Here is a 20,527-nt window from a genome sequence, read left to right as displayed (position 1 = left end):
AAACAATCTAAAAAATCTATCAAAAATACTTAAATATTAGCTTTTTTGACAAAAATCAATCGAAAAAATCTTTGCGCCCGTTTGCCATTTTTCAATGCGGGTGGTGACGTAACTGAGTATTTTGCTAGGTTATTACCTTATTTACAGTATTTTCTGGAGTCTTTTGCACATGACAACTATTGCCATCAATGAATTCAACCCGACGCGCCGCCGCCTGCTGGTCGCCGCTACTTCCGTCGTCGGAGCCGCAGGCGTAGCCGCTGTTGCTACCCCTTTTATTTCCTCATGGCAGCCTAGCGCCCGTACCCTCGCGGCGGGCGCTCCCGTGGAAATCAACATCAGTAAAGTAGAGCCGGGGCAATTGCTGCGTGTTATCTGGCGCGGCAAACCCGTTTGGGTGGTGAATCGCACCGATGAAATGCTGGCAAACCTGCCGGGTAACGATGCCAATTTGCGGGATCCTTCCTCAGAGGTTGTCGGACAACAACCGGCTTACGCCCAAAATGCACACCGTTCCATCAACCCGAAATATCTGGTACTGGTCGGCATTTGCACCCATTTGGGCTGTTCCCCTACCTACCGCCCGGAAGTTGCGCCCGAAGACTTGGGTGCGGAATGGAAAGGCGGCTGGTATTGCCCTTGCCACGGTTCACGCTTTGACCTTGCCGGGCGGGTTTACAAAAACGTCCCTGCTGCGACCAATCTGGTTGTACCGCCTTATTACTTCAAGGATGATTCCACCTTGTTAGTCGGCGAAGACGGGAAACTTGCATGACATTATCCAGCAGCCAATCGCTTGCCCTTGCCGGTATTGCATGGGCAAGCGCCTTGCCCGCTCATGCGCTGGAATTGCGCTACGGCAGCGGTGATTTCGACATGGGCGTGGCTGCCCCCTTGGTCAGCATGGATACCACGCTGTCCGTGGATACTCTGACCCTCGCCGAGCCGCATAAAAATCTGGGTGATTCGCGCCTGTATTACCAGTTCCGCGCCGATTATTTCGATTCGGATACGGTCAACAAAATGACAGACTTTTCTAGCCTGCCGTTACGCACCAAACTCCCCGGCATCAACAGCAGCATGACCGATCTGGTGGCGGATAACACCCCGTTACCCGTGCCTGCGGATTACCGTATCCACGGCCTGAATGTGGATGTGGGCATGGGCTATGATATGGTCAAAACCCCCAAAGGGCATATCGGGGTAGGCGTAAATACCGGCGTTAGCACACCTTTCATGGAAGTGCGCAACTTCAAGCTGTCGACCGCCAACTTCGTCATGGATGCGTTGGATACCTTTGATACCGACATCACCACTTACAAAGCCGGGGTCGGCGTGCAAAGCAGCTATCAAGCTACTCCGTGGCTAGAAGTTGCTGGTGGCGCGTCCCTCAACCATCAAACCGGGGAAATGGATAACGGCATCATCGGCTCAGGCATTGATATGGAGGGCACTTATCGCACCGTCGAAGTGTCCGCCAAAATCAGACCAGCAGCATTACTGCACCAGCCGACACTGAAAAATGCCTTCATCAGCATCGGGCATACCCAAAGCCGCTGGGATTACGATAGCGCCGAGGTGACTACCCCGGTCGGTGTCTTCAATGTTCCCGGCGTGATGGACGCAGACTTTGAGCATTCCAGCACCTTTATCGGCGCAGGTTACGACTTCTGATGACCTTGGCGCTGCTAGCCGTCGGGATCATTGCCCTGTTCATGTTGGTGATCCACTGGGGGTTCCGCGCACCGCGCCAACGGGAACAGGGAACCCCGCAGGATCACGGCTTTGCCTTTGAGCAGGTGTGGATTCCCAGCGTCGCGGGCAAACGCTTGTTTGCGTGGTTCCTGCCTGCCGGGAATACCGAGCAAACCATCATTATCCTGCACGGCTGGGGCAGCAATGCGGAATTGATGTTACCCATCGCCGCGCCTTTGCGCCGCGCAGGTTTGAACGTGCTGCTGTTGGATGCGCGTAACCACGGGCAAAGTGACGCACACAGCTTTTCTTCCCTGCCGCGCTTTGCCGAAGATTTAGGGCACGCCATAGACTGGTTGCAAACCACGCACCCGCAAGCCTGTAGCAAGCTGGCGTTATTGGGGCATTCAGTGGGCGCTGGGGCGGTGTTGCTGGAAGCCTCGCTGCGTGCTGACATTAGTGCCATTATTAGCCTTTCCGCTTTTGCGCACCCGGAATGGGTTATGCGCCGCCATTTGCAGCAAATCAGGCTACCCGGCGTGATCATCTGGTTGGTGAATCGCTATGTCCAGTGGGTCATCGGTCACACTTTCAGTAGCATCGCCCCCATTAGCAGCATCTGCAAAATACATTGCCCCTTGCTGTTGGTGCATGGCACGGCTGATCAGGTTGTCCCCCTCGCTGATGCGCACGCCATGCTTGCCCATTGCAGCCGCGACAACATTTCCCTGCTGGAAGTAGCAGACGCCGGGCACGCATCCGTCGATAAAATTGAGCAACATGCAGCGGACTTGCTGGTGTTCTTGCGACGCGCCGGTTTCAGCGTATCGACTGACCAAAAACCCCATCGCGCACCTCCGCATTCGTCCACGGAAGCTAGGTCTTATACAATGCGGCGAATTCCCCTGTCTGTATACGGAGATTCCCTGATGTTACTAACCAACCAGCCCGCCCCTGCTTTCAGTTCCCCCAACCAGCACGGCGACACCGTGTCACTGGCCGATTTTGCAGGCAAACAACACGTCGTGCTGTACTTCTACCCGAAAGACGACACCCCCGGCTGTACCATCGAAGCCAACGAATTCACCGCACTGGCGGCTGAATTTGCTGCACATGATGCTGTTGTAATCGGCGTGAGCAAGGATGATTGCGGCAGCCATCAGGCATTCATTGAGAAGTTTGGCTTGAAAGTGGATCTGTTAGCCGACACTTCTGGCGAAGTCTGTGACGCTTACGGCGTGTGGCAGGAAAAGGAAAAGAACGGGGTGAAAAAGATGGGTATCGTGCGCTCCACCTTCGTCATCAATAAGGCGGGAATGCTGGTCGAAGCGCTGTATCAGGTTAACCCGCCGGGACACGCCCAAGCCATGCTGGATGTGGTGAAACAGCTTTAGGATGTTTCCCTTTTTTCGCCGCCCTACTCCGCACCTGACGCATATCTACCTTACGGCTCAGGGTGGCGGGGAAATATTGGCGGTTGAGTCTGCCAGTGCTGAGCTGGGCAAGGGCTTGGTGGGCGACCGTTACCACGCGGGCAAAGGTTACTGGCATCCGGTAGAAAGCTGTCAGGTCACGCTGATTTCAGAACACGACCTGCACCAAACTCGCAAGCGCCTGCCGGTTCCACTGGAAAACGGCGAGCATCGGCGTAATCTGGTGGTTTCCGGTTTGAAAACCAATACGTTGCGCGGCAAGCGTTTTCGGATTGGCTCCGCCCTGTTTGAGTACCACAAACCGCGCCCACCCTGCGGCTATATCAACCAATTGACCGGGGAAAACATGACCAAGGCAATGGGCTTGAATAGTGGGGTGTGTTTGCGGGTGCTGGAGAGTGGGATTATCACGGTGGGTGATGAACTTATTATTGAAGCAGACAAGCCATCAATAGCCTGATCGAAGCCCACCACTCCAATCAGGCTAATCCCAAAAACCCGAAAAATCCCGGTTCAGACCTTCCCTTCGCGCTGCAACTCCGCATACCACAACGGATTATGATGCTTGATGAAAGCCACTTCCGCCTCACCCGACTTCATCGTTTCTAACGACTCCGGCTCCTCCACCACGGCGAAATAAATATGCGCCACCAGCCCCAACAACACCAGCAGCACCGCCGCCACATGGATCACCAATGCCCAGCGGAACGCCAGCCCAAACAGTGCTGAACTCGAAAACTCAAACAGCATCGGCGCAAAGAACAGATACAACCCGGTCACAGCAATCCCCACCGAACAGGCAATAATCATCGTCCCCAACAGCCGCTGCGCCCCATTGTAACGCCCCTGCGGCGGCACGGATTTGTTCTTCAACAAGCCAAACAAATGCGCCAGCGTAATGGTCATGGAACTCAGATCCGCAATGGCCGCTTTCGGCGTCAGCACCAGCACGTTTTTCAGGAAGGGCAGCACCACCCGCTTGAAATTCAGCAGCGCATAGAGTGCAATCACCCCTGACCAGACAATGCCGCCAATCGCGTGCATCAAGGCCAGATTGTCATTGCCACCCAACAGGTTTTGCATGAACGTCGGCCAGAACGCCGGAGCCAGCCGCACAAAATCACCGGAGATAATCCCAAACCCGGTCAGCACCAGCGCCAGCCAGAAAAAAGCGTTGAACCAGTGGATGAAAATCACATCTTTGGTGCGAACCTTGATGGTCGGTTTAGTGCTGTTCATGGCTACTCTCCTTTGCACTCACATCTTTGCGGCGGTCGACCAGTTTCTTGATACCTGCGCCAAGGAATACCGCCATCATCCCGCCGATACCGATCGTACCGAGCGGATTCACAATGTTTTCAATCGCCTTGCCCGCCAGATGACGCTCTTTCAGTTTCGGCATCACGTCGGCGGGAATCGCCTTGCCAGCGGTGTAGTAATAATGGTTGGGGCCGATGTTGACCTCCTCCGTCACCAAACGCTGCCATTCCTTTTCCTGCAACAGCTTGGAAACCTCGGAATTCGGATCATTGGCATCGCCAAAAATCAGTGCATGACCCACACAGGTCTGCACGCAAGCAGGCTGCAAACCCTTGTCGATACGCGGCTGACAGAAAGTGCATTTGCTGATGGTGTTAGTCACAGGGTTTAACCAACGGGCATCATACGGGCAAGCCGGAACGCACAACTCGCACCCGGAACAAGTGCTGTCGTCCACCAGCACAATGCCGTCTTCACGTTTCCACGACGCGCCGGAGGGGCAAACCTCGACGCAAGGCGGGTCGTCACAATGCTGGCAACGTCCGGGAAAAACCTGTAATTCTGGCATCCCTTTATCGTTCAGGTATTCGACCTGTTTGACCCAATCGCGGGAATAGCCCAGCGGGGTATCCCACTCGGCACGGCAGGCGACTTCGCACGCCTTGCAGTCGATACAGCGGGTGGTATCCGCCAGCATGACATATTTCGCAACCATGATATTTCTCCTTATGCCTTGCTGAGCGTGACCATGGATGTGCCCATGGAAATGCTACCAATGTGTTTTTCGCGGGTATCAGAAGCCAGCAATGAATCTGACAAGCCTTTACCGACCGCCGTGGTCATGCGCTTGTCCCAGTGACCAAAACCGTGCACCGTGAACACCGTATCCGGGCGGATGCGGGGCGTGACCTTAGCCTTGATCTTGCCGCCGCGCCCTTTGGTGTCCTGCACATCCACCATGTCGCCGTTGGAAATGCCGAGTTTTTCAGCCGCCTCGGGGTGTATCCACAACACGTTTTCCGGCATGAAATAGTTTAGCCAGATATTGTCCTGAGTACGCGCATGGGTGTGGTAGCCGACCCGCCCGAAAGTGAAATGGAACTGCCCCTCTTGAGGGCGTGGCTGCTCCTCCCACTCAATCGCGTCTTCCATGCCCAAGGCTTTCAACTGGCTGGGAATCAGCTCGACCTTGCCGCTTGGGGTTGGGAAGACTGACTTACCGCCGTTTTCACGCGGGAAGTTGATGGCCGGGTCAGCAGGTTTTTTGATGATGCCTTTTTCCTTCAGTTCAGCCAGCGAATACCCGGCTTTTTTCAGGCGGTCATCCAGCATGTCGGCGACGGTTTCGTGTGGGAAATAGGCTTCCAGACCCATGCGTTTGGAGAGTTCCTTGCAGATGTCCCACGAACCTTTGGTGCCGTGCAACGGCTGCATCGCCGGTTCGCGCAGGGCAATGAAACCTTCGCGTGCGCCGCCAATTTGCAGGTCATCGTAGCGCTCCAGATAGCTGGCTTCCGGCAGCAGGATGTCGGCGTAGCTGTTCATTTCGTTGGGCATTACGTCAGCGGCGACGTAAAAATCCATGTTCATCAGCGCTTTGCGCACGGTGTCGTAGTCGGTGCTGTTGGTGAAACCGTTGCCGCCTGCGGTCAGCAAGGCTTTCAACGGATACGGGTCTTGCTCCGCCATCGCCCGCCACATTTCGTTGGTAAGGCCGTATTGCGGGTTGGCGAGTGGCCAACGGCCTTGTACACCTGCACCGTCGGCGCGTTGCACCTTGCCTTCTTCATCGGTAGCGAAGGGGTTTTGTGCAAAATCGAAATCGCCGCCGGTTTCGCTGCGAGCTACGTGGGCGTGCGGGAATTCCGGCAGATCAATTTCCGGCACTTTGATGGTTTGCGGGGTGAAAATGCCGCCCTTGCGATCCCACACCCCGAACAGCGTGTTGAGGATGGTGATACTCATGCCAGTGCCGAGATCGTTAGCGCTGCGGGTAAGACGGCGCGGGCTGTAGACGAAGACGGCGGGGGCTTTCTGCGCCATTTCCAGGGCAATGCGGCGCACGGTTTCTGCCGGGATGGTGGTGATTTCTTCCTGCCATTCCGGGGTGTATTTCTCGACCCTAGCGGTCAGTTCATCCAGCCCGTCAACGTATTCGGCAACAAACTGCTTGTCGTACAGTTCACCTTTAATGACGGTATGAATCAGCGCCAGCAGGAAAGCGTGGTCGGTCAGTGGGCGAATAGCCAGCCATTCGTCAGCCTTGGAGGCGGTCACGGTGTAACGCGGGTCGGCATAAACCACTTTCGCGCCATTGGCCACCCCGTCGATCCAGCCGAGGGTTTCGCCGTTGTGCAGCGATTCGGTGACGTTGCGCCCCATCATCAGGAAGTATTTGCAGTTTTCCAGATCAATGGTTTCGTTGCCGGTCAGGTTGCGCCCGGTAATGACCGTATTGGAAACACCACGCGGCCCACAGCACAGGCCAAAAACCGGGCTGGTGGTATTGGGTGTGCCGAAGGCGTGGGAAAGGCGGTGATAAGGCTTTTCCCACGTGCCGTGACCGATCATCACCAGCGCCTGCGGGCCGTATTTTTCCTTGACCTTATTGAGCTCGTGCGCCACTTTGTCGAGTGCTTCGTCCCACGGAATCGGTCGCCAGTTGTTGTCGCCGCGAGCACCGACACGTTCCTGCGGTTGTTTGAGACGGTTGGGGGCAAATGCCACCTGAATACCGGCATTACCCTTGCCACACACGACGCCGCGATTGAGCGGGTGCTCCGGGTTACCGTCGATCTTGAAGGCTTTGCCGTCGCGGGAACGTACTTTCAGCCCGCAGCGCCAGTAGCACATGTCGCAGAAACCCCAATGTTCCTCGTAATCTTTCAGGGTTTCGAGGTCATGGGGTGCGTTAATGCGTGCTTGCGCATCAGTGGTGAGGGCAGCGGCAGATAATGCGGTAGCGCCCGCCATGCTTTTCAAAAAACCACGGCGCGAAACACTACCCGGCTTGTCAGGGTTATGCACGATTTACTCCTAGCGAACTGTTTAGCGGTTGTAATATCGCTATTCTGCGCGGATGCAAACCCCAGCACTTTGATCAACTTCAAACACGGCATCTAATTAACCTGACTTAAGTCAAATAAATCATGGTTGTCTGAGAAAAATGACGATCATCACCATAGCCAGCTTCATTAAACACTCAAAAGTTCTGTGCCAACGTGGCTTCATCATTAACGAACAGAATTTTCTCGACCTTGCCTGCTTTCACTTTCAGTAAGGTAACGTGATCCTTCTGGCGCGGCATGAAGGCCGTGTCCAGAGCGTCATGCGCCAGCAAAATACTGTAAGGACGTTCCTGCATTTTGGGAATGGCAAACATTTGGGTGATCATGCTCGGCATCCCGCTGATGTCAGCCAGGAAATAGGCTTTTTTAGTGTCGAGAAAAGCCTTGTCCTGTTTAAGCAGGTAAGTATTCACCAAATCAGACGCAGGCTTTTCAATCGTAAATAACAAGGTCTGCACATCGGCGGCGACCGTGACCGCTTTATCGTGCTGATCTTTCAGCGTAATCGTGGGCAGACTATCACCCACCTGCAATTCTGCCGCGAACACGCCGCTATTCATGCCAAGGCACAGCAGTGCCACTAATAATAATTTCTTCAACATAAAAACCTCTAAAATCTAAGGATTAACATTAACAGTGGATAAGCAGCAAGCATGGGGCTTATCCGACTGTATTGCTTTGATATTTTTTAAAAATTCACGCTTTTGTTGCCTATTCATGGGTAGTTTTGCGATTTTACAAAACAACGTCGATTGGAAAAAATTATTATTCCCACATCTTTGATTTTGTGACTGGAGAACATAGACATGTTCAAATTACGCAGTAAATTAGGGGAAGAGTATTCCCCTCTCTATTTTCTATCCGCATTAGGGGCAGGTGGTGCAGTCATTACCTTCTTCATGTACCTGATGTTCATGACCCCGCACGAGGGTTTGCCGCTACCGACATGGGAAACCCTGCAAGCCATCCTTCAGGGCAACAACCCTGTGATGCAGACATTGGTAGTCATATCCATGTTGGGTGTCATCCTGCTTGCGCTGCTGCATGTGCGCCTGCTGGTGTGGAACATCCGTGAATACCAGTACTTCAAGCGCACGGAAGCCTTTCGCAAATTGATGAGCAGTAATGCGGAAGTGCAATTGATGGCGATTCCCTTGACGCTGGCCATGACCATCAACGTCGGCTTCATCGTCGGGGCACTGTTTGTACCGGGGCTGTGGTCTGTCGTGGAATACCTGTTCCCGCTCGCCATCCTCGCGTTTGGTATCGTGGGCTGGTACGCCGCCCGCATTTTTATCGACTTCATGAGCCGGGTGTTGGTGACAGGCCATTTTGATTGTTCCAGCAACAATAACCTGAGCCAGATGCTAGCGATCTTTGCCTTTGGTATGGTGGGCGTTGGCTTTTCGGCATCCGCCGCGATGAGTACCGTTCCGCTGACTTCCGGGATTGGCTTCATGCTGTCACTGCTGTTCATCAGTACGGCGGGGCTGTTGGCAGCCACCAAACTGATCCTGGGTTTCCGGGCGATGTTGGAATACGGGATTGATCGTGAATCTTCGGTGACGCTGTGGGTCATTATCCCCATCATCAGTGTCAGCGGAATCGCGCTTTACCGTCTGTCGATGGCCATGCACCACAATTTTGGCCTGCATATTGAACCCATTCAGAGTCTTGGCTTGCTCAGTGTCCTGATCAGCGTACAAATACTGTTTGCCCTGCTGGGCTACGTGGTGATGAATAAAATGGGCTATTTCAGCGCTTATGTGTTCGGCAAGGAGAAAAGTGTTGGTTCTTTTGCCCTGATTTGCCCCGGAGTAGCGGGTTATGTGCTGGGCTTCTTCTTCATTCACATTGGCTTGGTGGGCACTGGCTTACTGGCAAAAAACTCGCTGGCCTACTTCTTCCTGCTGGTTCCGCTGGTCGTGTTACAGATCCAGACCTTGATAACAATGTTCAACCTCAACAGCAAGTTGTTGACACGGGAAAAGACGGCTCAAGCCTACCCTGACGTTTCCAGTCGGCCAGAAAACGGCTGACATTAAAACAAAAAATAGATCGTATCGATTCAATTATTCCATTTTACAAAAACATCAGTATTTAATAATATGCTTATCAACAACAGTGAAATGCCTGAAACCCAGAGCATCGCCACTGGATATTCTTCACCTGAAACATTTGGACTAACAAGGAAACAAGACATGGAAACGACAAACACAACACCTTCAATGCCACGTATCAACGAACCTGCGCCAGCTTTTGAAGCCCGCACCACGCACGGTGTCAAAAATCTGAATGACTACAAAGGCAAGTGGTTAGTACTGTTCTCGCATCCGGCGGATTTCACCCCGGTATGTACCACTGAATTCACTGCATTCGCTAAGCGCCATGCGGATTTCCAGAAGCTGAACTGCGAACTGTTGGGTCTTTCCATCGACAGCTATTACAGCCACGTCGCATGGGTGCGCAACATCAAGGAAAAATTCGGCGTTGAGATCAACTTCCCGATCATTGAAGACCTGAGCATGAACGTTGCCCGCGCTTACGGCATGATCCACCCCGGTGCTGGGGATACTTCAGCAGTACGTGCGACTTTTATCATCGACCCGAATGGCATCATGCGGGCAATGGTGTACTACCCGATGACCAATGGCCGTTCCATTGATGAGTTTTTGCGGCTGGTCGCTGCCTTGCAAACCTCTGATGAACATAAGATTGCCACACCAGAAGGCTGGCAGCCAGGTGACAAGGTTATCGTTCCGCCACCACAGGATGTGGACGCTGCCGAAGCTCGCATGAACGAAGGCTACGAATGCACTGACTGGTACTTCTGCAAGAAGAGCTTGTAATTTATACTTGAGACATTGAACTCATCTTACTCAAGCCCGCTTACCCAAAGCGGGCTTTTTTAATACTTGACTACTTTACTTTGTTATTTCTCAATGCTTTACCCTCCGACAGTCTTTATACTTTTACCTTACGTTATGAATCTTTAGGAAATACCTATGAAACAGACCATGCTAATGGAAAAATACCCGATCTACACTTTGGAAATCGGTAAAGACGAAATTGCCCACAAGACGATGGATGCCATTCTGGACTACTTCCTCGCCAAGATTGATGCGCACCCGATTGCTCAACGTATCGCGCTGTTCGACCATTACGCCCACACCAAAGCACTGGGTGACAAGGGTGAAATCAACCCTGAGATTCTGGATGCCCGTGATGTGGTCTTCTGCTTCGGTCAGAAACTGCCAACCCCACAAATGCTGGCTATCCGCCCGCGTTCCATCGGTGTCGCAGAAATGGCTGACAAATTCGTGATCAGCTTTTTGGAAACGCCCATGCCGCACGCTAACGAAGCGATGGAAGCCTGGGTCAAAGGGCTGGTTGCCGTCTAAGATGGAAAACACACTGGCACAACCGCAAAGCCGTCTGGCTTTTTTCCCCGTCTCGTTCTTTTCAGTCATCATGGGCTTGTCTGGTTTAACCATTGCGTGGGAAAAAGCCCAGCATGTGTTCAACGTGGATTTAGGCATTAATGTGTGGCTGGTGACATTCACTGCCAGCGTCTTTGGTCTGTTGTTGTTGCTTTACCTTGGCAAGGTTGTGCGTCACCCGCAAAGCGTTACTCAGGAATTGTCACACCCAGTCAAACTCAGCTTTTTCCCGACGATTTCAATCAGTTTGCTGCTGCTTGCGACCGCCTTGCAGGGGTTGAACGTCAGTTTTGTCTTGCCGGTGTGGGCAGCCGGGGCGCTGTTGCATCTGGTTTTTACGCTGTATGTGGTGAATAAATGGATGCACCATGCCCATTTCCAGATTCAACACATTAACCCGGCGTGGTTCATCCCGGCGGTTGGTAATGTGGTCGTGCCGATCACTGGCGTGACCTTGGGTTATGTCGATGTATCGTGGTTTTTCTTCAGCATTGGCATGTTCTTTTGGCTGATTCTGATGACGCTGGTGTTTAACCGCATGATCTTCCATCAGGCGATTGATACGTTTTTGCTGCCGAGCCTGTTTATTTTGATTGCGCCCCCTGCCGTCGGCTTTATCGCTTATATGCGGCTGGAAAATGAGCTGGATGCGTTTGCGCGGGTGCTGTATTTCTTTGGGTTATTCCTGACGATGCTGTTGTTCAGCCAGTTCGGGCGCTTTGCCAAATTGACGTTTGGCCTGCCGTGGTGGGCGTATTCGTTCCCTTTGGCAGCCATCACCATTGCGAGCTTTGTGATGTATGAGCAATCGCAAGCAGTGACGTATCTGTGGATTGCCAGTGGTTTGCTGGTATTGCTAACGGGGTTGGTTATCCTGCTGGTGACGCTGACCTTACGGGCGGTGCTGCGCCACGACATCTGCAAGCCGGGGCATTGAGCCACAACGTAGACACCATAAGTGACACTCCTTATCTAGCCGAGTAGGTGGCTATTCCGCGACGTTACTGCGAAAATAGCCGCCCCTACTGCTGACAAAGCCCCGCGCATGTTTGAACAAACCTTTAAAAATCTCGACGACGTATTGTGGAAAGAGGCGGGTTGCTCCTCTGAACTGGATTACACCGAACAATCGTCGTGGATTCTGTTTTTAAAATACCTCGATGATTTGGAACAGGAATACGAGCAGGAAGCCATTCTGGTCGATGACACCTACGAATACATCATTGATCACGAGTTCCGCTGGTCAGTCTGGGCAGCACCGAAAAAAGACGGCAAACCTGACCGCGATAATGCCAAGACAGGGACGGATTTAATCCGCTTCGTGGATAACAAGCTGTTTCCGTATTTGCAGGGTTTTAAAGAATCCGCGTCGTCACCGGAGACGATTGAGTACAAGATCGGCGAGATTTTCAGCGAGATCAAGAACAAGTTTGCCAGCGGCTATTCCTTGCGGGATGCGCTGGAGTTGGTGGATCAACTCACCTTTGGTTCGCAGGCTGAAAAGCACGAACTTTCCGCGTTGTATGAATCCAAAATCAAAAACATGGGCAATGCGGGGCGCAATGGCGGCGAATATTACACCCCGCGTCCGCTGATTCGGGCGATGATTCAGGTGGTGAAGCCGTGCATTAGCGAGCGTGTGTATGACGGCGCGTGTGGGTCGGCGGGTTTTTTGTGCGAGGCGTTCAACTATTTGCGTTATGACGCGGATGGCAACAGCGCCAAGCTGACCACCGCCCAATTGCAGCAATTGGAAACCAAAACACTGTACGGCAAGGAAAAGAAGAGCCTCGCGTATGTGATTGCGATTATGAACCTGATTTTGCACGGGGTGGATGCACCGAACATTATCCACACCAATACGCTGGCGGAAAATCTCGCCGATGTGCAGGAAAAAGACCGCTATGAGGTGATCCTTGCCAATCCGCCATTTGGGGGTAAGGAACGCCCGGAAATCCAGCAGAACTTCCCGATCAAAACCGGCGAAACCGCGTTTTTGTTCCTGCAACATTTCATCAAATACCTCAAAGCCAAAGGGCGGGCGGCGGTGGTGATTAAGAACACCTTCCTGTCGAATTCGGATAACGCTTCCAAAGCGTTGCGGCAGGAATTGCTGGAAAATTGCAACCTGCATACCGTGCTGGATTGCCCTAGCGGGACGTTCATTGGCGCGGGTGTGAAAACGGTGGTGCTGTTTTTTACGAAGGGCGAACCGACGCAGAAGGTTTGGTATTACCAGCTTGATCCCGGTCGTAATATGGGCAAAACCAACCCGCTCAACGACAACGACCTGAAAGAATTTATCGCACTGCAAAGCACGTTTGCTGACTCGGAAAAATCGTGGTCGGTGAAGATTGCCGATGTCGACAAAGACAACTTCGACCTTTCCGTGAAGAATCCCAATAAGCAGGAAGCGGCGGCGTTGCGTGATCCGCAGGCTATTCTTGACGAGATTGCGGGGTTGGATGCGGAGAGTAAGGCGATTTTGGATGTGATTCGGGGGTTACTATGACCGAGAATTTATCTCCTGATACGTTGGCTACCTTTAAAGACATTTGCCAACTGATTGATCAAACTAGACAGAACATCACCGTGGAATTAAATCAAACCATGCGTGAAAGTGGCTTTTTGCCAGCCGATGTGACGGATGTAGAGCTTGGTGATCCCTATTTGTTAACGTTTTTAGGGCTGGTTGATGGTTATTCTGATCCAGATTTTGAGTCGGCGTTATTGTCAGAACTACAAAAAACACTCATGGCGTTTGGCGGTGATTTCGCGTTCATGGGGCGGAAAAAGCCTATTACTATCGACGAGCGTGATTACTACATTGACCTATTATTTTTTCATCGCGGCTTGAATTGTTTGGTGGTGGTTGCACTAAAAATGGGTGAATTTGAAACCGCACACACAGAAGAGATGGCACTTTACCTCCAACACCTCGAAAAACACGAACAGCTTGAAAGTGAAAACGCACCCATCGGTTTGATCCTTTGCACGAGTAAGAACCACGAACACGTAGAACTGCTGCAACTCGATAAAAGCAATATCCGCGTTGCTGACTACCTGACCCTATTACCCCCAAAAGAAGTGCTCGAAGAAAAACTCCACCGCTCTATCGAACACGCCCGCCAACGGATGATGCTAAACGGGAGCAACGACGATGCTTAAATCTGGATGGGTGAACAAACCTTTAGGTGAAGTATGTACCTTACAGCGTGGTTTTGATTTACCAAAGCATTCAAGAACTGATGGGGAATTTCCACTAATTAGCTCAAGCGGTGAAATAGATCGCATCGTTGATTTCAAGGTTAATGCTCCGGGTGTAGCAACCGGACGAAGTGGAAGCATTGGCAATGTGTTTTTTATTGAGGAAAACTACTGGCCACTTAATACGGTTTTGTATGTAAAAGATTTTCATGGGAATGATGAACGCTTTGTTTATTACTTACTAAAGAGGTTCGATTTAAATAAATATGCCACTGGCGCAGGCGTTCCAACACTCAACAGAAATCATGTTCACGATGAAATAGTCGCAATTCCAGAGTCAAAAGAAGAACAAACCCGCATTGTCGCCATTCTCGATGAAGCCTTTGCCAACACCAGCCAAGCGGTTGCCAACGCTGAAAAGAATCTTGCCAACGCCCGCGAGTTGTTCGATAGCTATTTGAATGAAGTGTTTACGCGCAAGGGTGAGGGATGGATAGATAAGAAAATTGAACACGCTTGCGATAACTTAGATAGCAAGCGCATTCCAATAACCAAATCCGATAGAAAAAGCGGTGACACTCCTTATTATGGAGCATCAGGCATTGTTGACTATGTGAATGATTATATTTTTGAGGATAATCTTTTGCTTGTTTCTGAAGATGGAGCGAATCTTTTAGCTCGCACATATCCTATTGCATTTTCAATCTCTGGCAAGGCATGGGTTAATAATCATGCACATGTCCTTAAGTTTTCTGATATTGATAATCAGAAGATCACAGAATATTATCTTAATTCAATATCACTAGAGCCTTATGTAAGTGGTATGGCGCAACCAAAACTAAATCAGAAAGCCTTAAATGGGATTTGCATACCGTTTCCACCGAAAAATTGTATTAATGCCGTTGTTAAGGGAATTGAAGACTTATCCAGTAATATCGAAGAGCTTGAGGATGTTTATCGGCGGAAGTTGGCGGCGTTGGCAGAGTTGAAGCAGGCGTTATTGCAGAAAGCGTTTACGGGTGAGTTGACGGCCTAAAGAACCCTCACCCCAACCCCTCTCCCAAAGGTAGAGGGGCTAAGAAAAACAACCTCTTACTCCCCCTCTACCTCTGGGAGAGGGGGCTGGGGGGTGAGGGTCTTCATCGCCGAAGTTGCCGTTCACTGATCCAGTTTTCTGCAAAATAAGCTTCTGCCTCAGCCTCTTCTTCGGAATAATCCACCACCGGAATGCCCATCTGAGAAACCAACGTCAGCATTTCACCCAAAGGCTTACCCGTCACGGTTGCCGCTGCTGAAATCGACAGTACTTTATCCCGAAACAGCGCAACGCCGACCGCCAATCTCATCCCCTCAAGGTTAGGAATGCCTATAAGTTGTTCTTTGAGTTGCTCAATACTGACGCATTGCATCGCAGCTTCTCCTACTACGGATTAATATCCTGAGTCTGAAACAGGATGTTAGGATTTTCAATACAAATCATTCCCACGCACTAGGATAAAAACCGCTGATAATGCTACTATTCAAGCCATCTTGCGCGATATTGCCGCAAAAACAGGGCTAACCAATGACTCCACAACTCGACCTCAACGAAGCCAATACCCGCGCCGAACTCATCGAGGAACACCTGCGGGAATCGCAATGGGGCGAACGACGTACCCACCGCTCGATCATTGACCGCGAACAATACATCACCATCGGTAAATTACTCGGTGGCGGACAACGCGCCACTGTCCGAAAACCCGATTTCGTGCTGATGTACAAAACTCACAAACTAGCCGTCATCGAAGCCAAACGAGTACGCCTTCACCCCACCGAAGGCGTGCAACAAGCCAAAGATTACGCCGCACTGTTGAAAATTCGCTTTGCCTACGCCACTAACGGTAAACAGATTTACCGCATCGACATGCTCACCGCGCAAGAAACCTACGTCGACCGCTACCCAACCCCAGAAGAGCTATGGCACGCCACTTTTGCCCAGCCGAACGATTGGCGCGACCGTTTCAGCACGATCCCGTTTGAAGACAAAAGCGGCTCGTGGCAACCGCGTTACTACCAACACAACGCTATTGAAGCCACATTAGAAGCCATCATTAGCGGCAAAGACCGCATTCTGCTAACCCTAGCAACCGGCACAGGCAAAACCGCGATAGCCTTCCAGATTGCGTGGAAATTGTTCCACAGCCGCTGGAACGTCAAAGCATGGCGCGGTGATGCCAGCGTTGACCGCCAGCCGCGCATCCTGTTTCTGGCGGATCGCAATATCCTCGCCAATCAAGCCTACAACGCCTTTTCAGCCTTCCCCGAAGATGCGATGGTGCGGATTGCGCCGAATGTCATCCGCAAAAAGAAAGCCGTACCCAAAAACGGCAACCTGTTTTTCACCATTTTCCAAACCTTCATGACCGACACCAAGGATGCAGACGGCAACCCGACCCCCAGCTTTGGTGATTACCCACCCGACTTTTTCGACCTGATCATCATCGACGAATGCCACCGTGGCGGCGCGAACGACGAAGGCAGTTGGCGCGGGATCATGGATTATTTCAACGCAGCGGTACAAATCGGCCTGACTGCCACCCCCAAGCACGACGGCAATGTTGATACCTATAAATACTTTGGTGAAGCGGTGTACACCTACTCGCTCAAGGAAGGCATTAATGACGGCTTCCTGACCCCGTTTCGGATCAAGCGCATTGTCAGCACCCTCGACGAATACACCCATGCAACCGACGACGAAGTGCTGGAAGGTGAAGTGGAAGAGGGCAGAACCTACACCGAAGCCGAAATGAATCAACTGGTTGAAGTCGAAGACCGCGAACGCCACCGGGTCAAAACCTTCATGAACCTGATCGACCAAAGCGAAAAAACCTTGGTGTTTTGCGCCACCCAACAACATGCCTTAGCGGTGCGCAACCTCATCAACCAGATGAAGCGCAGCACCCAACCGAATTACTGCGTGCGCGTCGCGGCGGATGATGGCAAAGAAGGCGAACGCTTGCTGAGTGCGTTTCAGGATAATGAAAAGAGCATCCCCACGATTTTGACCACTTCCCGCAAACTCTCTACGGGCGTGGATGCGCGGAATGTGCGCAATATCATCTTGATGCGTCCCGTCACCAGCATGATCGAATTCAAACAGATTGTCGGGCGTGGCACGCGCCTATTCGATTTCAAAGACTACTTCACCCTCTACGACTTCGTGAAAGCCTACGAACACTTTAAAGACCCAGAGTGGGACGGTGAGCCGGAGGTGTGTAAGGTCTGCAATGAACGGGTGTGTATCTGCGAGGCAGAACCTTGCTCCAATTGCCAACAACGCCCGTGTGTGTGCCCACCGAAACCGTGCAAACAGTGCGAGCAATCGCCGTGTGTGTGCGAAGCGCAGCTATGTGAAGTGTGCGGCGAAACACCGTGCAATTGCCTGCAACCACCCAAACGCGCCAAAATAAAACTAGCCGCAGGCAAAGCCGACAACATCCAAAACCTGATTTCCACCGAGTTCTTGGGCGAAGACGGCAAGCCCATGAGCGTGCAGGATTACCTGCAACAGTTTTACACCGCACTGCCGGAATTTTTCAAAGATGAAGAGGAATTGCGCACCTTGTGGAGCCAGCCGGAAACCCGCCAAGGCTTGCTGGATGGCTTACAGGCAAAAGGTTACGCAACGGCACAATTAGAAGTCATCAGCCGCGCGGTGAATGCCGAGGGCAGTGATTTGTTTGACGTATTAGCACACATCGCGTTTGCATTCCCCACCAAAACCCGTGAGGAGCGCGTTGCCGCCCACAAATCCCGGATTTACCAAGGCTACAACTACAAACAGCGTGAATTCATCGAGTTCATCTTGCAGCATTATGTGGATAGCGGTGTCACGGAACTAGCCACGCCCAAGCTCAAAACCTTCATCGACCTGAAGTATCAAGGTATCCGTGACATGCCAACAGAATTAGGCAAAGCGGCGGATGTAAAAAGACTGTTTGTGGAACTCCAGCAACGTTTGTATACGCCACTTAACTAATCACATCACGCAAATGGGTAAGCACCGCACTGGACATCAGCGGTGCTTAATAGTCTAATTCCTGCATTGCAATAATTGACAAGAATTACCCCCATGAGCGAAGAAACCAGCAAACCCCTTAATTTTATCGAGCGTATCGTCAAAGAAGACCTCGATAGCGGCAAAACCCCCGCCATTCGGACGCGGTTCCCCCCCGAGCCGAATGGCTATTTGCACATTGGCCATGCTAAATCCATCTGGCTGAACTTCGGTCTGGCACAGAAATTCGGCGGCAAGTGCAACCTGCGGATGGATGACACCAACCCGGAAAAGGAAGACGAGGAATACGTCGAGTCCATCAAGGCTGACGTGCAATGGCTGGGCTACCAATGGGATGGCGAGGTGCATTACGCCTCCGATTATTTCGAGCAGTTGTATGAGTGGGCGGTGCACCTGATCGAAGCGGGCAAGGCGTTTGTGTGTGACCTGAACGCTGAAGAGATGCGCACATACCGGGGCAACCTGACCGAAGCGGGCAAAGATAGCCCGTTCCGCACCCGTTCCATTGAGGAAAACCTTGATCTGTTTGCGCGGATGCGTGCCGGGGAATTTGCCGATGGCAGCCGTACCTTGCGTGTCAAAATCGACATGGCATCGCCCAATATCAACTTGCGTGACCCGGTGATTTACCGCATCAAACGCGCTACCCACCACCAGACCGGCGACAAATGGTGCATTTACCCGTCCTACGACTACGCACACGGGCAAGGCGACGCGCTGGAAGGTATTACACACTCGGTGTGTACGCTGGAATTTGAAGTACATCGCCCGCTGTACGACTGGTTTATCAATAACCTGCCTGTCCCGGCGCAACCGCACCAGTACGAATTTTCGCGCCTCAACGTTAATTACACCATCACCAGCAAGCGTAAGCTCAAGCAGTTAGTGGATGAAAAGCACGTCGACGGCTGGAATGACCCACGTATGCCCACCGTGTCGGGGATGCGCCGCCGGGGTTACACCCCCAAAGCCATCAACGACTTCTGCGAAATGGCAGGCGTGACCAAGGTCGAAGGCGTGGTCGATGTGGGAATGCTGGAATTCGCCATCCGCGAAGACCTGAATGAGATTTCGCCGCGTGCCATGTGCGTATTGCGTCCGCTCAAAGTCACCCTGACCAATTACCCGGAAGACCAAGTGGAAACCATGACCGCGCCGGTACACCCGCAGCATGAAGAGATGGGCACGCGTGAAATGCCGTTCTGCCGCGAAGTTTTCATTGATCAGGACGACTTCCTCGAAGAAGCCAACAAGCAATTCAAGCGACTGGTCTTGGGCAAACGGGTACGCCTGCGGAACAGCTACGTGATCGAAGCCGACGAAGCCATTAAGGACACTGACGGCAAGATCATCGAAATTCGCGCCCGCGTGATCGAAGGCACGGTCGGTAACAACCCGGAAGATGGCGTGAAACCGAAAGGCGTGATCCATTGGGTATCAGCGCGTGACAATGTGGACTGCGAAGTACGCTTGTATGACCGCCTGTTCAACGACCCAGCACCGGATGCGGGCGGCAAGAACTTCCTCGATTCCATCAACCCCGGCAGTCTGGCAATCCTCAGCGGCTGCAAGGGCGAGATTGGGTTAGCGCAAGCGACGTTGGAAGACCGTTATCAGTTTGAGCGTGAAGGGTATTTTGTGTTGGATTCCAAGTACTCCACCGCCGAGAAGCCGGTGTTTAACCGGGTGATTGGGTTGAAGGATACTTGGGAGAAGGCTGGGGCTTAATACTCCCCATCCACATAAAACCACTTCCCACCTTCCTTCACAAACCGGCTGGTTTCATGCAACTCGCCGGTTTGTTCTCCTTCCCGGTAACGGGCGATGAATTCGACGATACCTGCCGTATCTTGTTCCCCGCCCTGCTCCGCACGCACGATTTCCAGCCCCAACCATTCCAGCGGCGGCACAGTCATCAAGCCCTTTTTATTGGGGCGCGTGCTGCTGTGCCAACTGCGATGCAAGTACACACCATTACGCAGCACGTAAGCACTGTAACGCGAACGCATCAATGCTTCCGCCGTGGGCGCTGCCTTACCGTCATGGTACTGACGGCAGCACTGGTTATAGGTTTTTTCCAAACCACAAGGGCAGTTATTCATCGTCACTCCTGTTTATTGTCAGCGTTGCGTATGCCACAATACGCCCTTCACCATCATGGCAACGTTACCTCATTACCAAAATTCGCGTAATGCCCCTGCCTTTAGGCATGGGGATATAAGCGTCTTATGCTAAAAACAAAATACGTGCCGCACTAGATAGCTTAAGCCTGTATAATATTGCACATGGAAACAAATGGTAACATCGCTTTCGACTGTAAGTACCACGTTGTATGGTGTACTAAGTATCGCCGCAGGGTACTGTCAT

General features: G+C 52.1%; 20 protein-coding genes. 14 read left to right on the top strand and 6 right to left on the bottom strand.

Going from position 1 to position 20,527, the window contains the following annotated elements; all coding sequences use genetic code 11:
* Positions 1-169 precede the first annotated feature (169 nt).
* The 4 genes from petA to Q394_RS0108075 are packed head-to-tail and all read left to right on the top strand — an operon-like array spanning position 170 to position 3,588.
* Positions 170-775 (top strand): ubiquinol-cytochrome c reductase iron-sulfur subunit, encoded by a 606-nt coding sequence (petA, locus tag Q394_RS0108095; RefSeq protein WP_051543114.1) that lies wholly within the window; start codon positions 170-172, stop codon positions 773-775.
* Positions 772-1,674: a hypothetical protein gene (locus Q394_RS0108090; RefSeq protein WP_028488833.1), complete on the top strand. Its 903-nt coding sequence runs from the start codon at positions 772-774 to the stop codon at positions 1,672-1,674. The genes petA and Q394_RS0108090 overlap by 4 nt, the downstream gene beginning before the upstream one ends.
* On the top strand, positions 1,674-3,089 hold the full coding sequence (locus tag Q394_RS22700; protein ID WP_211248791.1) for an alpha/beta fold hydrolase: 1,416 nt from the start codon (positions 1,674-1,676) through the stop codon (positions 3,087-3,089). Before Q394_RS0108090 ends, Q394_RS22700 begins: the two co-directional genes overlap by 1 nt.
* A gap of 1 nt (position 3,090) precedes the next feature.
* Positions 3,091-3,588: an MOSC domain-containing protein gene (locus Q394_RS0108075; protein ID WP_028488832.1), complete on the top strand. Its 498-nt coding sequence runs from the start codon at positions 3,091-3,093 to the stop codon at positions 3,586-3,588.
* Between the two features lie 53 nt (positions 3,589-3,641).
* Here Q394_RS0108075 and Q394_RS0108070 read toward each other — a convergent pair whose 3' ends face one another.
* The 4 genes from Q394_RS0108070 to Q394_RS0108055 all read right to left on the bottom strand — a co-directional run bounded on the left by Q394_RS0108070 (position 3,642) and on the right by Q394_RS0108055 (position 8,058).
* Positions 3,642-4,367 carry a cytochrome b/b6 domain-containing protein gene (locus Q394_RS0108070; RefSeq protein ID WP_028488831.1) on the bottom strand — a complete coding sequence of 242 codons (726 nt, stop codon included), beginning with the start codon at positions 4,365-4,367 and terminating at the stop codon, positions 3,642-3,644.
* Positions 4,354-5,103, bottom strand: coding sequence for a 4Fe-4S dicluster domain-containing protein (locus Q394_RS0108065; RefSeq protein ID WP_028488830.1), 750 nt, complete (start codon positions 5,101-5,103; stop codon positions 4,354-4,356). Before Q394_RS0108065 ends, Q394_RS0108070 begins: the two co-directional genes overlap by 14 nt.
* Positions 5,104-5,114: 11 nt before the next feature.
* Positions 5,115-7,415 carry a molybdopterin-containing oxidoreductase family protein gene (locus tag Q394_RS0108060; protein WP_038140930.1) on the bottom strand — a complete coding sequence of 767 codons (2,301 nt, stop codon included), beginning with the start codon at positions 7,413-7,415 and terminating at the stop codon, positions 5,115-5,117.
* A gap of 175 nt (positions 7,416-7,590) precedes the next feature.
* A complete protein-coding gene (locus Q394_RS0108055) occupies positions 7,591-8,058 on the bottom strand; it encodes a hypothetical protein (protein WP_028488828.1) in 468 nt (155 codons plus the stop codon).
* A gap of 204 nt (positions 8,059-8,262) precedes the next feature.
* Between Q394_RS0108055 and Q394_RS0108050 the strand changes: the two genes are divergently transcribed.
* The 7 genes from Q394_RS0108050 (at position 8,263) to Q394_RS22695 (ending at position 15,139) form a co-directional block, all read left to right on the top strand.
* Positions 8,263-9,495 carry a TsoY family (seleno)protein gene (locus Q394_RS0108050; RefSeq protein WP_028488827.1) on the top strand — a complete coding sequence of 411 codons (1,233 nt, stop codon included), beginning with the start codon at positions 8,263-8,265 and terminating at the stop codon, positions 9,493-9,495.
* A gap of 162 nt (positions 9,496-9,657) precedes the next feature.
* On the top strand, positions 9,658-10,305 hold the full coding sequence (locus Q394_RS0108045; protein ID WP_028488826.1) for a peroxiredoxin: 648 nt from the start codon (positions 9,658-9,660) through the stop codon (positions 10,303-10,305).
* 156 nt (positions 10,306-10,461) lie between these two features.
* Complete coding sequence (locus Q394_RS0108040; protein WP_028488825.1) at positions 10,462-10,857, top strand: DUF6858 family protein; 396 nt, start codon at positions 10,462-10,464, stop codon at positions 10,855-10,857.
* Position 10,858: 1 nt separating this feature from the next.
* On the top strand, positions 10,859-11,833 hold the full coding sequence (locus Q394_RS0108035) for an SLAC1 anion channel family protein (protein WP_028488824.1): 975 nt from the start codon (positions 10,859-10,861) through the stop codon (positions 11,831-11,833).
* A gap of 108 nt (positions 11,834-11,941) precedes the next feature.
* Positions 11,942-13,408 carry a class I SAM-dependent DNA methyltransferase gene (locus Q394_RS0108030; RefSeq protein WP_028488823.1) on the top strand — a complete coding sequence of 489 codons (1,467 nt, stop codon included), beginning with the start codon at positions 11,942-11,944 and terminating at the stop codon, positions 13,406-13,408.
* Positions 13,405-14,064 (top strand): PDDEXK nuclease domain-containing protein, encoded by a 660-nt coding sequence (locus Q394_RS19585; RefSeq protein WP_051543111.1) that lies wholly within the window; start codon positions 13,405-13,407, stop codon positions 14,062-14,064. The genes Q394_RS0108030 and Q394_RS19585 overlap by 4 nt, the downstream gene beginning before the upstream one ends.
* Complete coding sequence (locus tag Q394_RS22695; protein ID WP_211248790.1) at positions 14,057-15,139, top strand: restriction endonuclease subunit S; 1,083 nt, start codon at positions 14,057-14,059, stop codon at positions 15,137-15,139. Before Q394_RS19585 ends, Q394_RS22695 begins: the two co-directional genes overlap by 8 nt.
* A 103-nt stretch (positions 15,140-15,242) precedes the next feature.
* Here the strand turns inward: Q394_RS22695 and Q394_RS0108015 are convergent, their stop codons facing one another.
* Entirely contained in the window at positions 15,243-15,512 is a 270-nt protein-coding gene (locus Q394_RS0108015) for a UPF0175 family protein (protein WP_028488822.1), read from the bottom strand.
* A gap of 155 nt (positions 15,513-15,667) precedes the next feature.
* Here Q394_RS0108015 and hsdR point away from each other — a divergent pair, with 155 nt between their 5' ends.
* Positions 15,668-18,121: an EcoAI/FtnUII family type I restriction enzme subunit R gene (gene hsdR / locus Q394_RS0108010; protein WP_028488821.1), complete on the top strand. Its 2,454-nt coding sequence runs from the start codon at positions 15,668-15,670 to the stop codon at positions 18,119-18,121.
* Positions 18,122-18,214: 93 nt separating this feature from the next.
* Entirely contained in the window at positions 18,215-19,888 is a 1,674-nt protein-coding gene (locus tag Q394_RS0108005) for a glutamine--tRNA ligase/YqeY domain fusion protein (protein WP_028488820.1), read from the top strand.
* On the opposite strand, the gene Q394_RS0108000 is transcribed toward Q394_RS0108005, so the two are convergent.
* Positions 19,885-20,262, bottom strand: coding sequence for a YchJ family protein (locus Q394_RS0108000; protein WP_028488819.1), 378 nt, complete (start codon positions 20,260-20,262; stop codon positions 19,885-19,887). The genes Q394_RS0108005 and Q394_RS0108000 overlap by 4 nt on opposite strands.
* Before the next feature lie 183 nt (positions 20,263-20,445).
* Here Q394_RS0108000 and Q394_RS23065 point away from each other — a divergent pair.
* On the top strand, positions 20,446-20,527 hold an 82-nt coding region (locus Q394_RS23065), incomplete at its 3' end, for a transposase (protein ID WP_211248793.1).

This window comes from Thiothrix lacustris DSM 21227, from assembly GCF_000621325.1.
Taxonomy (GTDB): Bacteria; Pseudomonadota; Gammaproteobacteria; order Thiotrichales; family Thiotrichaceae; genus Thiothrix; species Thiothrix lacustris.
This window is presented reverse-complemented; position numbering and strand designations above follow the sequence as displayed.